Raw genomic sequence first — 13,631 nt, forward strand, 5'->3', positions numbered from 1 at the left:
GGAGCGCTTGATCCAGGAGAGTCGTAAGCGTGCTCGCCGTACTCTCACCCGGCCAGGGTTCCCAGAAGCCCGGCTTCCTGACCCCGTGGCTCGACCTGCCCGGCACCGAGGCACGGCTGCGCTGGTGGTCCGCGCTGGCCGGCGTGGACCTCGTCCGGCTCGGCACCGAGGGCGACGCCGAGGAGATCCGGGACACCGCGCGTACCCAGCCGCTGCTGGTCGCCGCCGCCCTGCTCGCCGCCGAACAGCTTCCGATGCACGACGTGTCGGTCACCGCCGGGCACAGCGTCGGCGAACTGGCCGCGGCGGCACTGGCCGGCGTACTGAGCCCGGAGGCGGCGGTCACCCTGGCCGGCGTACGGGGCCGGGAGATGGCCGCTGCCTGTGCGCTCGAACCGACCGGGATGTCGGCGGTGATGGGCGGCGACCCGGACGAGGTGCTGGAGGCACTGGCGGCACACGAGCTGCACCCGGCCAACTTCAACGGCGCCGGCCAGCTCGTGATCGCCGGCGCGGTCGACCGGCTGGCCAAGTTCGCCGCCAACCCGCCCGCCGGCACCAAGGTGATCGCCCTCAAGGTGGCCGGCGCCTTCCACACCCCGTACATGGCACCGGCCGAGCGGGCCCTCGCCGCCGTCGCCGCCGGGATCGTCCCGGCCGACCCGACCCGGATCCTGCTCTCCAACGCCGACGGTGCCGCCGTCGGCCACGGCCGGGAGATGCGGCAGCGCCTGGTACGCCAGGTGACCGCTCCGGTCCGCTGGGACCTCTGCGTCCGCCGCCTCGTCGACCTCGGCGTCACCGCGGTGATCGAGCTGCCCCCGGCCGGCACCCTGGCCGGGCTGATCAAGCGGGAACTCAAGGGCACCGGGCAGGTCCCCGAGATCGTCACCCTGAACACCCCGGGCGACCTGGCCGCGGCCCGCGACCTGATCGCCCGGCACGGCACACCGTCCCGGCCCGCGCCGGCCGCGCGGTCCCGGGTGGTGGTGGCCGGCACCGCCGGCACCTTCGCTCCGGTCGAGGACCTCGCCGAGGGAGCCGCCATCGAGTCCGGGCAGGTCGTCGGCCACGTCACCACCCGGCAGGGCGCGGTCGAGGTCACCGCGCACGGCTCCGGCGTGCTCACCGAATGGCTCGCCCACCACGACGACCCGGTCGCCCCGGGCCAGCCCCTCGCCCGCATCGGAGGACAGCTTTCATGACCGGCCACCGGGAAACCCCGGGCCACCGCTTGGCGGTGACCCGGTGAGCAGGATGATCGCGCTCGGCCACTACCAGCCGTCACGGGTCCTCAGCAACGACGACCTGGCCCAGATCGTCGACACCAACGACACCTGGATCCGCGACCGGGTCGGCATCGCCACCCGGCGGATCGCCGACACCGAGACCGTCGCCGACATGGCCGCCGCCGCGGCCGACAAGGCGCTGGCCAACTCGGGGCTGGCCGCCTCCGACATCGACCTCGTGGTGGTGGCCACCTGCTCGGCCGTGGACCGCAGCCCGAACACCGCCTGCCGGGTCGCCGCCAAGCTCGGCATCGACGCCCCGGGCGCGTTCGACCTCAACACCGCCTGCTCCGGTTTCTCCTACGCGCTCGGCACCGTCGACCACGCGCTGCGGGCCGGCGCCTCCCGCAACGCCATCGTGATCGGCGCGGAGAAGCTCTCCGACTTCGTCGACTGGACCGACCGGTCGACCTGCATCCTCTTCGGCGACGCCGCCGGTGCCGCGGTACTCACCGCCACCGGGGAGGGCGAGCCGGACGGCATCGGGCCGGTGGTCTGGGGCTCGGTCCCGGAGCGCAGCGACGCGGTCCGGATCGAGGGCTGGCGCCCGTACATCCAGCAGGAGGGGCAGTCCGTCTTCCGCTGGGCCACCACCGCGCTCGCCCCGCTCGCCCTGAAGGCGTGCGAACGGGCCGGCGTCGCCCCGTCGGAGATCGCGGCGTTCGTGCCGCACCAGGCCAACCTGCGGATCATCGAGGGCATCGCGAAGCGGCTCGACATGCCGCAGGCGGTCGTCGCCAAGGACATCGTCGAGTCCGGCAACACCTCGGCGGCGAGCGTGCCGCTGGCCCTCTCCAAGCTCGTCGAACGCCGGGAGGTGCCCTCCGGCGCCCCCGTACTGCTGTTCGGCTTCGGCGGCGGCCTCACCTACGCCGGGCAGGTCGTCCGGTGCCCCTGACCGGGTGCCCCGGGCCCGGGGCGGCGCACCCGCCGGCCCCGGCCCAGCAACGTCCACCGGTCGAACGCTGACCAGCGGCGGCGGACCGATCCGCCACCGCAGACATCCATCCATGGAGAGGAAAGAACCACAATGACCCGTGACGAGATCACCGCCGGCCTCGCCGAGATCCTCGAAGAGGTCGCCGGGGTGAGCCCGGACGACGTCGCCGAGGAGAAGTCGTTCACCGACGACCTCGACGTCGACTCGCTCTCCATGGTCGAGGTCGTGGTGGCCGCCGAGGAGAAGTTCGGCGTCAAGATCCCGGACAACGACGTCCAGAACCTCAAGACCGTCGGCGACGCCGTCGCCTACATCGAGGCACAGTCCTGATCATGAGTCGTCCCGACGTCGTCGTCACCGGGCTCGGCGCGACGACCCCGCTCGGCGGGGACGTCGCGTCGACCTGGGAAGCCATGCTGGCAGGCCGCTCCGGGGTGGGTCCACTCACCCAGGAGTGGGCCGGGCAGCTTCCGGTACGCATCGCCGCCCAGCTCGCGGTCGAACCGACCGAGAAACTGGACCGGGTCAAGCTGCGCCGGCTCGACCGGTCGGAGGCGATCGCGCTGATCGCCGCACACGAGGCGTGGGCCGACGCCGGCCTCGCCGACTCCCCGCCGGACCCGGAGCGTCTCGCGGTGAGCGTCGGCTCCGGCATCGGCGGCGCGCAGACCCTGCTCGCCCAGGACGACATCCTGGAGGCGTCCGGGCCCCGGCGGGTCTCCCCGCACACGGTCCCGATGCTGATGCCGAACGGTCCGGCCGCCTGGGTCGGGCTGGAGCTGGGTGCGCAGGCGGGGGTGCACTCGGTGGCCAGTGCCTGCGCCACCGGGGCCGAGGCGATCGCGCTCGGCCTCGACATGATCCGCTCCGGGCGCGCCGACGTGGTGCTGGCCGGCGGTACCGAGGCGGTGGTACACCCGCTGCCGATCGCCGGGTTCGCCTCGATGCGGGCGATGTCGACCCGCAACGACGACCCGGAGCGCGCGTCCCGCCCCTGGGACAAGGGCCGGGACGGCTTCGTACTCGGTGAGGGGTCCGGCGCGGTGGTGCTGGAGCGGGCCGACCACGCCGCCGCGCGCGGTGCCCGGGTCTACGCCCGGCTTGCCGGCGCCGCGCTCACCTCCGACGGCTACGACATCGTGCAGCCGCACCCGGAGGGACGGGGCGTCATTCGGGCGATCAACATGGCGATCGCCGACGCCGGCATCGACCGTTCCGACATCGTGCACGTCAACGCGCACGCCACCTCCACCCCGGTCGGTGACATCGCCGAAATCGTCGCGCTGCGCTCCGCGCTCGGTACCCACCCGGTGCTGACCGCCACCAAGTCGATGACCGGGCACCTGCTGGGGGCCGCCGGCGCGCTGGAGTCGATCGCCACCATCCTCTCCATCCGGGACGGGGTGATCCCGCCGACGATCAACCTCGACGACCCCGACGACGCCCTCGATCTGGACGTCGCCGCGCACAAGCCCCGGCACATGGACATCCCGGCGGCGCTGAACAACGGGTTCGGGTTCGGCGGTCACAACGCGGTCCTCGTCTTCGCCCGGGCCTGACCGTCCGCCCGACCTCCGGTACGGCGGGCGGTGGTAGATTCTCGGGCGTTCCGGCGCCCGCCGCGCCCGATGGCGCGGCGGGCGGGACTCCCACCGGACGGCGAGCCGAGGAGAGGCGCGGATGCTGGCGGCGTTGAAGGGGTTGCTCGGGCACGAGGCGCTCTACGTGGCCCTACAGAAGGGCCTGGGCGCGGACCGGCTCCGCTACCGCTGCCTGGACGAGCTGGCCCTGGTCGACGGCGACACCATCATCGACGTCGGCTGCGGCCCGGCCTACTACTTCGGCCGGCTGCCGAAGGTCCGCTACTACGGCTTCGACACCAGCGAGAAATACATCGCGCACGCCCGCAGGCGCTGGGGTGGTGACCAGGTCGAGTTCCGCTGCGAGGTCTTCGGCGAGCAGCACCTGGCCCAGATCCCGCCGGCCAACGCGATCCTGCTGCTCGGGCTGCTGCACCACCTCTCCGACGACGAGTGCCGGCACCTGTTGCGGGTCTGCGCCAAGGCGCTCGCCCCGGGCGGCCGGGTGATCGCCGTCGACCCCACCCTGGTGCCGGGGCAGCATCCGATCTCGCGGTGGATGTCGAAGAACGACCGGGGCGAGTACGTCCGCACCCCGGAGGCGTTGGTGGCGCTCGGCCGGGAGACCTTCGCGGACGTCGACGGCGAGGTCGTGGACGACGCCACCCGGATACCGACCAGCCACTGGATGATGCGGATGCGGACCCCGGCGCTCGTCCCCGACGCCGGCTGACGGCCCCGCGATGACCATCCCGCTGAGCAACTGGGCCGGCAACGTCGACTTCCGGGCCCGCCGGCTGCACCGGCCGACCTCCCTGGCCGAGCTGCGATCGCTGGTCGCCGGCAGCGACCGGATCCGCGCCCTCGGCACCGCGCACTCCTTCAACCGGATCGCCGACACCACCGGTGACCTCGTCTCGGTCGCCGGCCTGCCGCCGGTGCTGGAGATCGACCGGGCGGCCGGCACCGTCACCGTCTCGGCGGCGCTGCGCTACGGCGACCTCGTCGGCGAGCTGGACCGGGCCGGCCTCGCGCTGCACAACCTCGGCTCGCTGCCGCACATCTCGGTGGCCGGCGCCTGCGCCACCGGCACGCACGGCTCCGGGCCGGGCAACGGCAACCTGGCCACCGCCGTCGCCGCGCTGGAGCTGGTCACCGCCGACGGCGAGCTGCTGACGCTGCGCCGGGGCGACGACGACTTCCTCGGCGCCGTGGTCGGGCTCGGCGCGCTCGGCGTGGTCACCCGGCTCACCCTCGATCTCGTCCCGGCCTTCGAGATCGCCCAGTACGTCTACGACGACCTCCCCCGCGAGCAGCTCGACGCGCATTCCGCCGAGATCCTCGGCGGCGGCTACAGCGTCAGCCTCTTCACCGACTGGACCGGTCCCCGGATCAACCAGGTCTGGGTGAAGCGCCGGACGGATGTCGACGGCGGCGCCGCCGAGCCGCACTGGTACGGCGGCACGCTGGCGGCCGAGCCCCGGCACCCGGTGCCCGGCATGTCGGCGGTGCACTGCACCGAGCAGCTCGGCGTGCCGGGGCCGTGGCACGCCCGGCTGCCGCACTTCCGGCTCGAGTTCACCCCGAGCAGCGGCGAGGAACTCCAGTCCGAATACTTCGTGCCGCGCGAACACCTCGGCGCGGCGATGGCCGCGCTGGACGGCATCGCCGACCGGATCGCCGCCGTGCTCCAGATCTCGGAGATCCGCACCATCGCCGCCGACGAGCTGTGGCTGAGCCCGAGCCACCGGCGGGACAGCGCCGCGCTGCACTTCACCTGGGTCAAGGAGACCGAGGCGGTACTCCCGGTGTTGGCGGCGGTCGAGGAGCGGCTCGCGCCGTACGCGCCCCGCCCGCACTGGGGCAAGCTCTTCGGCACCCCGCCGGAGCAGCTCCGCGACCGCTACGACCGGTACGCCGACTTCGCCAAGCTGATCCGCCGGTACGACCCGAGCGGCAAGTTCCGCAACGAGATGCTGGACCGCTACTTCCCGGCCGCCGGCTGAACCCGGGCGCCGCACAGCTCAGCCGAGCAGCTGGTAGACCGCCATCCGGTCGTTCTCGTAGCGCAGCCGGGCCAGCCGGCCCAACTCCGGGGACTCCACCCCGACGGTCCGGTCCACCACCAGCCACCGCACGGCGTGCCGGTCCCGCAACTCCCGCAGCCCCGCCTCGGTCGGCTCGGTGAACGCCGCGTCGTTGCGCCGCAGCAGCTCCTGGTCCCAGAACGGGGTGTACGCCCCCGACGAGGCCACCCGGGGCGCGAACCCCCAGCCCTCAACGAGTACCCGGCGCTCGGCGTACGCGCTGAGCCAGAACGAGCGCGCGTCGCACCAGCCGTTCACCACGGCCAGGCAGTGCACGTTGGTCGCCAGCACGTCACCGGGTTCGCTGTGGTCCCGGGCCCAGCGGGCGGCGTCGACCCGGCTCTTCGGCAGCGAGATGTTGGCGTAGGCGCCGCCGTTCGGGGAGCGTTCCGACTTGCGCATGTCCATCAGCAGGCCGGGTGCCCCGACCACCAGGACGGCGGTGAGCAGCGCGATCGCTCCCCGCTTGTGCAGCGCGGCGATGCCGAGGCTGGCCGGCAGCCAGATCCCGACGGCGATCACCGCCAGCACGGCGAGACCGGCCGACCACCAGAGCAGCGGTCGCAGCCAGTCGAACATGGTCTCCCCGGCGGCCGGCCCGGCGTACCGGAACTGGAGCGCGACCAGCGCGACGGCGAGGGCCAGCGCGCAGAGCCCGAGCACCGTGCCGGAGCGCCGGGTCAGCCGGGCCCGGTCGGCGACCATCAGGTACCCCCAGGCGGAGAGGACCACCGCGAAGGTGAAGCCGGCCCGGGTGAAGTACTGGTTCGCCCCGCCGGGCTGGCGCAGCAGCAGGTAGAGCAGCGGCCCGGCGAGCGCGCCGCCGAGCAGGAACCACTGCACCGGTTCGAGCCGGCCCCGGCGCAGCCAGAGCAGCGGCCCGATGCCGACCACCCGGAGCTGCATGTTCACCGCGAAGGCGACGACCACGGCGAGTACCGCCAGCGGGGCTGGCCAGCCCTCCGGCGGCGGCGTCCAGTACGGCTCCAGGCTGCTGGCCAGCGGATCGACCTCGATCCCGTACGCCTTGAACCGGTAGAGCACGGCGGTGGCGAAGAGCTGCGCGGCGGCGGTGGCCAGCCCGGCACCGACCACCGCCCACGGGATCCGCCGGGTGGCGACCAGCAGCGCCACCGCGGTGAACGCCAGGGCCAGCCCGACCACCGGCAGCGAGCTGGCCTTCGCCCCGCTGGAGGCGAGCATCAGCAGCGGGGCGAGCACGAACGCGCCCCGGCCGATCGCCGCGACCGGCCGGTCCGGGCGCCGGTCCACCACGTCGGCGAGGACGGCGATCAGCGCGATCAGCAGCACCCAGCTGTAGATCATCGACATGCCGTGCCAGATCACGAAGGACGCCTGGGTGCCGAACGGCATCGTCACCGGGTCGGTGAAGTTGGTCTCGCCGATCACGAAGAAGAGCACCGCGGCGACGGCACCGACCGCCGGCCGGCCGCTGACCCGCCAGCCGAGTACGGCGGTGAGCACGATCGCCGCCGCGCAGAGCGCCGGGATGGTCAGCCGGAGTGCCACCACCGGCAGGTCGATCCCGCCGATCAGGCTGGTCGCGGCCATGTGCACGTAGCCGAACCAGTGGTAGTCGAGGGGTTCGGCGGCGACCTGGGGCAGGTGGATCGGGAACTGGTGCTTCGCCTCGCCGGCCAGCGAGAGCTGGTAGGCGAGATCGAGGTATTGGTGGGTGTTCTCGGAGGTGGGCAGGATCGGGTTGCGTTCCAGGAAGGTGCTGGAGAGATAGGTGGTGAAGAACGCCACCGCACCGGTCACCGACCACGACCAGCCGACCGGGGTGGGCCGGTAGTCCCGGACCAGCCAGTGCCGGCGCAGCCGGGGCACCGCCAGGAAGAGCGCGACGATCGCCGCCGGCCAGGTCCAGAGCCAGCCGGCGAGGCCGAGCCAGGCGTACAGCGCCCAGGCGGGCAGCTCCAGCACCAGCCCGACGGCGGCGCCCATCGCCACGTCCTCGACCAGGGTGTGCGGCCGGCGGCGCAGCGCCCGGTAGACCAGGGTGCCGGGCAGGATCAGGGCCAGCAGCAGGTAGCCGGCGTACCGGAGGATGTCGGCGGGGTCGGTGTCGGCGGCCAGCAGCACCACGGCGAAGTGGCCGGCGCCGGCCAGCAGCGGCGCCCAGCGCAGCAGCGCGGGTGCGGGCCGGGGCGCGGCCGGGGCGGAGGAGCCCGCCACCGCCGCTTCGGTAGCGGTCACCGGACCACCCGCACGCCGCCGTTGCGACTGGCCGGGCTCCCGGTCTCCCGCGCCGCCGGATGCTCTTCGGCGGCGTCCCGGGCGGCCGGTGTGGCCGGGACGTGCTCGTCGGGGGCGGGAGGCGGCGGCGTACCCGTCGGCATCTCGGTCGTCGCGGCCGGCTCGTCGGCGGTGTCGGAGCCGACGAAGTACGCCGGCCGACCCTGCACCGCCGCGTAGATCCGGGCGATGTACTCGCCGAGCAGCCCGAGGCAGAGCAACTGGACGGCGCCGAGGAAGAGCACCGCGACGTAGAGCGAGGCCCAGCCGGTCACGGTCGAGTCGCGGATGTACATGACGACCGCGAAGACCACCATGAGCAGGCAGAGCAGCATGCCGCCGGCACCGAGCCAGGTCGCCACCCGCAGCGGCGCCTCGGAGAAGCTGATGATGCTGTCGGTGGCGAGCCGGACCATCCGGGAGAGCGAGTATTTGGTACGGCCGGCCGCCCGCGCCTCGCGGATGTAGCTCACCTCGCCGCTGGGGAAGCCGAGCCAGGGCACCACCAGCCGGAGCACCGGGCGACGTTCGGGCAGCTCGCGCAGTGCCTCGACGGTGGCCCGGCTGAGCAGCCGGAAGTCGCCCGCCTGGGCCGGTACGGCGTTGCCGACCAGCCGGCGGACCAGTCGGTAGTAGGTGCCGGCGGTGTACCGCTTGAACCTGGTGTCGGTGGAGCGGTCGCCGCGTACCCCGTAGACGATGTCCAGGCTCTCGGCACGGGCCAGCCGCAGCATCTCGACCAGCACCTCCGGCGGGTCCTGGAGGTCGGCGTCGATGCTGGCGACGTAGTGGCCCCGGGCCCGGAACAGGCCGGCGATCAGCGCCGCCTGGTGGCCGCTGTTGCGGCGCAGCCGGACGACCCGCAGTTGCGGCCAGCCGCGCCGCATCCCGACCAGGATCACCGGGGTGGCGTCGCTGCTGCCGTCGTCGACGGCGACCACCTCGTACGGCTCGCCGAGCCCGTCGAGCACCGGCCGCAGCCGTTCGACCAGCAACGGGAGGACGCTCTCCTCGTTGTAGATCGGCACGACCACGGAGAGGGTCGGCTCCCGGCTCGTCACCGTGCGTACACCCCCGTTTCCAGATCACCGGACAGCCGAACGCTACCAGCCGGCCCAGTGACCGATCTCACCAGCGGCGGGCGGAGCGGCCAGGTCAGGAGCAAGTCGTCCGGGGCAGGCCGCCCACCGGCACCGGGGAGCGCCCGGTCGGTCGGGTCCGGCCGGCCAGCACCTGGGCGAGCGCGGTCAGCGAGGCCGAGTTCGACGAGTACGTCGCCAGCAGCACCTTGGAGCCGGCCCGGCCGAGCAGGTACGGGGTGTCCATCGCCACCGTCACGGCCGCGTCGGCGCGCAGGTCGGCGGCGGTGTCGCCGTACCCGACGAGGTGCACCACGGCCCCGCCGGACGGTGCCACCCTGACCCCGGCGGCGGCCAGTGCCCTGCCGAGCCGGTCCCGGCTCCCCTCCCGGCCGCTCGCCGCGGTCACCGTCACCGGCCCGGTCACCAGCGGCCGGCCGCAGTTGCCGCGCAGCATGGTGATCGACGACGCCGCCGCGCGGCGCGCGGCCTCCTGGTGACCGGGGCTGTTCAGCGTGCCCATCTCCGGCCGGGGCTGCCCGGCCAGCCGGAACTTCAGCGTCAGCACCCGGGTCACCGCCTCGACCAGCCGGGCCCGGGGCAGCGAGCCGTCCCGCAGCGCCGCCAGCACCCCGTTGTACGCCTCGGTCACGTTCGGTGGCATCAGCACCAGGTCGTTGCCGGCGTTCAACGCCCGGACCGCGGTCGTCCCGGGCGACTGCTTCGCCACCGCCGCCATGTCCATCGCGTCGGTCACCAGCACGCCGGTGAAGCCGAGCTGTCCGCGCAGCACGTCGGTGAGGAGCTTGCGGGAGAAGGTGGCCGGCACCTCCGGGTCGACCGCCCGCACGTCGAGGTGTCCGGCCATCACCAGCCAGGCCCCGGCGGCGATCCCGGCCGAGAACGGCGGCAGGGCGGTGGACTCCAGCTTCTTCCGGTCGGCGGTGACCACCGGCAGGCCCTTGTGCGAGTCGGCGGCGGTCTGGCCGTGCCCCGGGAAGTGCTTCAGGGTGGCCGCGACGCCCGCGCCCTGCAATCCGCGTACGGCGGCGCCGACCTGCGCCCCGGCCGCCTTCGGATCCGACCCGTACGACCGGGAGCCGATCACCTTGCTGTTCGCCTCCAGCACGTCGGCGCTGGGCGCGAAGTCGACGTTGACCCCGAGCGCGGCGAGTTCGGTGCCGGCGGCCCGCCAGGCCGTCTCGGTGATCGCCGGGTCACCGGCCGCGCCGAACGCCATCGGGCTGGGCAGGTTGGTCACCCCCTCGGAGATCCGGGTGACCACGCCGAACTCCTGGTCGATGCCGATCAGTGCCGGCGCGGCTCCGGCCGGCAGTTTTCCGGCCGCGGCCTGCAACCCGGCGGTCAGCTCGCGTACCTGGGCCGGGTTGTCGACGTTGGTGGTCGGGTTGGTGTCGCTGGTCGGGTCGTCGGCGGAGAAGCCGACCAGGATCAGCCCGCCCAGCCGGTACTTGGCGATCATCTCGGCCGGGGTCTCGACGCCGGCCAGCTTCCGGTTGCCGGCCGCCGAGCCGCCCGACACCTTGGTCGCCGAGTTGCCGTAGGCGTACGGCATCAGCACCTGGCCGACCAGGTCCTCGTCGGCGAGGGTGCCGACCAGCTGGGCCGCCCGGGCCGCCGGGTCCGGCGCGACCGTCGGGGCGGCGCTGGTCGGCGCCGCCGACGGCGAGGCGGGCGCGGGGGCCGCCGCTGGCTTCCGCGAGCCGGCGCAGCCGGAGACGATCAAGGCGGTGACGAGGGGAAGCACGACCAGAGCGCGCCGGAGGGGAGACGACACGCCCGCTATCCCACCAGCCCGTCCCCGGCCGGGCAACTTGACCAACGGCCCGGGGAACGGGCGGATGTCGCTCAGCCGACCCGGGTGAGCAGGGTGACCGGGGCGCCGTCCCCGGCGTACCGGTAGGGCTCGAGTTCGGCGTCCCAGGCGGTGCCCATCGCCTTGTCGAGCGCGTGCGCGAGCGCCTCCGGCGCCCGGGCCGACTCCATGATCGACCGCAGCCGGTCCTCGCCGAGCTGGATGTCGCCGGCGGCTCCGGCAGTGGCCCGGAAGAGCCCCCGACCGGGCACGTACATGAACCGCTCACCGTCGACGCCGGGACTCGGCTCCTCGGTGACCTCGAAGCGGATCATGGGCCACTGTCTCAGCGCAGCCGCCAGCTCCGCGCCGGTCCCTGGCCGGCCGGACCACCCGCACTCCGCCCGTCGGGCGCCCGGATCGACCGGTTGGGCCGTCCAGTGCAGGGTGACCGGCGCGGTTAGGACGCGCGCGATCGCCCACTCGACGTGCTGGCACACGGCGAGTGGGGTCGAGTGGACGTATACGACGCCACGCGTTGGCACGGTGACCTCCCGGAGAGCGAGGTGCGTCTTCCCCTACGACCTCGGCCTCGGCGGCTGATCACCCGTGCGATTGCTGGAACACATGATGACGCTTGTGACGGATGGTACGCCAGGGATTCACGAAACTGCCCCGGGGGAATAGCCGTACCGGTGACGGTAGTTGGACCCCACGTCAGCGGCGGTAGCCGTCCGGCCATCACCGGTGTCGTGTAAAATTTGCCCGGCGGCGTCTGCCGCCCAGGCTGTCCCCTCGGACTTCCAGTCCTCCCGTACGTCTTCAAGGAGTACCTCCGTGGCGAGCAACACCTCCAAGACCGCGCGCGCATCCGTCCGTGCCGGCCAGGCAGGCCAGGGTGGGGCCCTGAGCGTGCTCGGCGAGTTCAAGTACCTCATTCCGCTCAACGGCGGCAAGCACGCCTACGTGCGGAACCTGACCAACGGCAAGACCTCGCACCTGCGCACCGACTCCGAGGCGTTCGTCGAGGAGATCCGGACGCTGGCCGGTGCCGGCCACGCCATCAAGATCCGGGCCGAGCTGAACAACCTCGCCGCGGCCTACCCGGCCGACGGTTGGGACACCACCGAGAAGCGCCTGGTCGAGGCCGGCGTCTTCGAGGCCTGAGCCGCGCCGGCACAGACCCAGCGGCACGACCCGTAACGCCCCGACCCGGATCATCCGCGTCGGGGCGTTCGCATCTGCGCCGCCGACCCCGGTCGATCTTCCGGGACGGCGGGGTCCACGCCCGGTTCGGATGATTCGCCCGCGCGGCACGCGGGTATCCACCGGCGCAGCGACGCGTTCCGGCATTTCCGCGGACGTCGGCGCCGCGCCGGCCAGACCCGTCGGCGCCACCGCAGCCGAGCGCCGCACCGGGCACAATTGTTACCCACCGGTACGGCTACCGGCCCGACGCGGAGGTGACCATGCCCCACCCGGCCTCGGTACGGCTCACCGACGGCGTACGGCTGCACGTCGACGTCTCGGGCCCGGACACCGCCCCGCTGACCGTGGTGCTGCTGCACGGCTGGACCCTGGACGGGCGTACCTGGCACCGGCAGACGGCCGCGCTGCGCGAGACGTACGGCGACGCCGTCCGGGTGGTCTGCTACGACGCGCGCGGGCACGGCCGGTCCGGGCCGACCACGCTCCCCTCGGCCACCCTCGCCCAGCTCGGTGACGACCTGGCCGAGGTACTCGCCCAGGTGGCGCCGACCGGGCCGGTGGTACTGGCCGGGCACTCGATGGGCGGCATGACGATGATGGAGTACGCCCACCGGCACCCCACCGACTTCGCCCGCCGGGTCGCCGGAGTCGTCTTCGTCGCCACCACCGCCGAGGGACACGCGCACACCGGGTACGGCGTACCGGCCCCGCTGGCCCGGCTGATCCGGCTCGCCGAGACCACCTGCGCCGGCCTGCTGGCCCGGTGCGGCGGCTGGCACACCCCGCCGCCCCTGCTGCACGCGCTCCGCCCCACCCTGCGCTGGCTGCTCTTCGGCGACGCCTGCGACCCGGCCGACATCCGGCTCACCACCTCGGCGGTGTCCCGGGCCTCGCTCGTCTCGATCGGCGGGCTCCGCTCGTCCATCGGGGCGCAGCGCCGGCTGGAGACGCTCGCCGCCCTCGGCGACCTGCCCGCGGCGGCCCTGGTCGGGGACCGCGACCGGCTCACCCCGCCGCCCTGCACGGTCTCGATCAGCGAGGCCCTCTCCGCCGCCGAGCTGACCGTCTGCCCCGGCGCCGGCCACATGCTGATGCTGGAGCGCCCCGAGGAGGTCACCGCCGCACTCCGCTCGGTCGTCGACCGGGTCCGGTCGGCGACGAAGATCACCCGGAAGGCGACGCGCGCCACCCGGGCGAGGCGGACCGCGACCCTCCTCGAACAGCCCAGACGGGTCCGCGCCCGGCGCGGCGTACCCTGCCCCTGAGCCGAATCCGCACCGCCGCCCGACTGGCGTGGCCGAGCCGGGCCGAGCCGGCACGGCGTACCCTCGCTTCCTGGCAATTCGGCGCGCGACCGCCCGGACTCCGGTGC

The 13,631-nt window shown here is 73.7% G+C and carries 12 protein-coding genes; 8 read left to right on the forward strand and 4 right to left on the reverse strand.

Going from position 1 to position 13,631, the window contains the following annotated elements; translation table 11 throughout:
- Window positions 1-29 precede the first annotated feature (29 nt).
- The 6 genes from C6W10_RS27475 (at window position 30) to C6W10_RS27500 (ending at window position 5,815) form a co-directional block, all read left to right on the forward strand.
- The gene (locus C6W10_RS27475; RefSeq protein WP_107261775.1) at window positions 30-1,205 is read left to right on the forward strand and encodes an acyltransferase domain-containing protein; all 1,176 of its coding nucleotides are present in this window, start codon (window positions 30-32) and stop codon (window positions 1,203-1,205) included.
- Window positions 1,206-1,257: 52 nt separating this feature from the next.
- Window positions 1,258-2,187 (forward strand): beta-ketoacyl-ACP synthase III, encoded by a 930-nt coding sequence (locus C6W10_RS27480; RefSeq protein WP_107261777.1) that lies wholly within the window; start codon window positions 1,258-1,260, stop codon window positions 2,185-2,187.
- Window positions 2,188-2,319: 132 nt separating this feature from the next.
- Window positions 2,320-2,559, forward strand: coding sequence for an acyl carrier protein (locus C6W10_RS27485; RefSeq protein WP_107261778.1), 240 nt, complete (start codon window positions 2,320-2,322; stop codon window positions 2,557-2,559).
- Between the two features lie 2 nt (window positions 2,560-2,561).
- Window positions 2,562-3,788, forward strand: coding sequence for a beta-ketoacyl-ACP synthase II (gene fabF / locus C6W10_RS27490; RefSeq protein WP_107261780.1), 1,227 nt, complete (start codon window positions 2,562-2,564; stop codon window positions 3,786-3,788).
- Window positions 3,789-3,909: 121 nt separating this feature from the next.
- The gene (locus C6W10_RS27495) at window positions 3,910-4,542 is read left to right on the forward strand and encodes a cyclopropane-fatty-acyl-phospholipid synthase family protein (protein WP_107261782.1); all 633 of its coding nucleotides are present in this window, start codon (window positions 3,910-3,912) and stop codon (window positions 4,540-4,542) included.
- 10 nt (window positions 4,543-4,552) lie between these two features.
- Window positions 4,553-5,815, forward strand: a complete 1,263-nt coding sequence (locus tag C6W10_RS27500) for a D-arabinono-1,4-lactone oxidase (protein WP_107261784.1) — start codon at window positions 4,553-4,555, stop codon at window positions 5,813-5,815.
- An 18-nt stretch (window positions 5,816-5,833) separates the two neighbouring features.
- Here the strand turns inward: C6W10_RS27500 and C6W10_RS27505 are convergent, their stop codons facing one another.
- The 4 genes from C6W10_RS27505 to C6W10_RS27520 all read right to left on the reverse strand — a co-directional run bounded on the left by C6W10_RS27505 (window position 5,834) and on the right by C6W10_RS27520 (window position 11,595).
- On the reverse strand, window positions 5,834-8,116 hold the full coding sequence (locus tag C6W10_RS27505; RefSeq protein ID WP_107261786.1) for a hypothetical protein: 2,283 nt from the start codon (window positions 8,114-8,116) through the stop codon (window positions 5,834-5,836).
- Entirely contained in the window at window positions 8,113-9,216 is a 1,104-nt protein-coding gene (locus C6W10_RS27510) for a glycosyltransferase family 2 protein (protein ID WP_234361453.1), read from the reverse strand. Before C6W10_RS27510 ends, C6W10_RS27505 begins: the two co-directional genes overlap by 4 nt.
- A 94-nt stretch (window positions 9,217-9,310) precedes the next feature.
- Window positions 9,311-11,032, reverse strand: coding sequence for a glycoside hydrolase family 3 protein (locus C6W10_RS27515; protein WP_107261788.1), 1,722 nt, complete (start codon window positions 11,030-11,032; stop codon window positions 9,311-9,313).
- A gap of 71 nt (window positions 11,033-11,103) precedes the next feature.
- Window positions 11,104-11,595, reverse strand: coding sequence for a DUF3145 domain-containing protein (locus C6W10_RS27520; RefSeq protein ID WP_107261790.1), 492 nt, complete (start codon window positions 11,593-11,595; stop codon window positions 11,104-11,106).
- Window positions 11,596-11,887: 292 nt separating this feature from the next.
- On the opposite strand from C6W10_RS27520, the gene C6W10_RS27525 reads away from it, so the two are divergent.
- Window positions 11,888-12,217, forward strand: a complete 330-nt coding sequence (locus C6W10_RS27525; RefSeq protein ID WP_107261791.1) for a hypothetical protein — start codon at window positions 11,888-11,890, stop codon at window positions 12,215-12,217.
- 302 nt (window positions 12,218-12,519) lie between these two features.
- Window positions 12,520-13,524 carry an alpha/beta fold hydrolase gene (locus C6W10_RS27530; RefSeq protein WP_107264338.1) on the forward strand — a complete coding sequence of 335 codons (1,005 nt, stop codon included), beginning with the start codon at window positions 12,520-12,522 and terminating at the stop codon, window positions 13,522-13,524.
- The last annotated feature ends 107 nt before the right edge of the window (window positions 13,525-13,631 follow it).

Origin of the sequence: Plantactinospora sp. BB1, assembly GCF_003030385.1 — a bacterium.
In the GTDB taxonomy this organism is placed as follows: domain Bacteria; phylum Actinomycetota; class Actinomycetes; order Mycobacteriales; family Micromonosporaceae; genus Plantactinospora.

Bases quoted from the DNA above. Each gene is read 5' to 3' on its own strand.
- C6W10_RS27500 (WP_107261784.1), top strand. From the start codon at position 4,553: ATGACCATCCCGCTGAGCAACTGGGCCGGCAACGTCGACTTCCGGGCC.
- C6W10_RS27530 (WP_107264338.1), top strand. From the start codon at position 12,520: ATGCCCCACCCGGCCTCGGTACGGCTCACCGACGGCGTACGGCTGCAC.
- C6W10_RS27485 (WP_107261778.1), top strand. From the start codon at position 2,320: ATGACCCGTGACGAGATCACCGCCGGCCTCGCCGAGATCCTCGAAGAG.
- C6W10_RS27480 (WP_107261777.1), top strand. From the start codon at position 1,258: ATGATCGCGCTCGGCCACTACCAGCCGTCACGGGTCCTCAGCAACGAC.
- C6W10_RS27495 (WP_107261782.1), top strand. From the start codon at position 3,910: ATGCTGGCGGCGTTGAAGGGGTTGCTCGGGCACGAGGCGCTCTACGTG.
- fabF (WP_107261780.1), top strand. From the start codon at position 2,562: ATGAGTCGTCCCGACGTCGTCGTCACCGGGCTCGGCGCGACGACCCCG.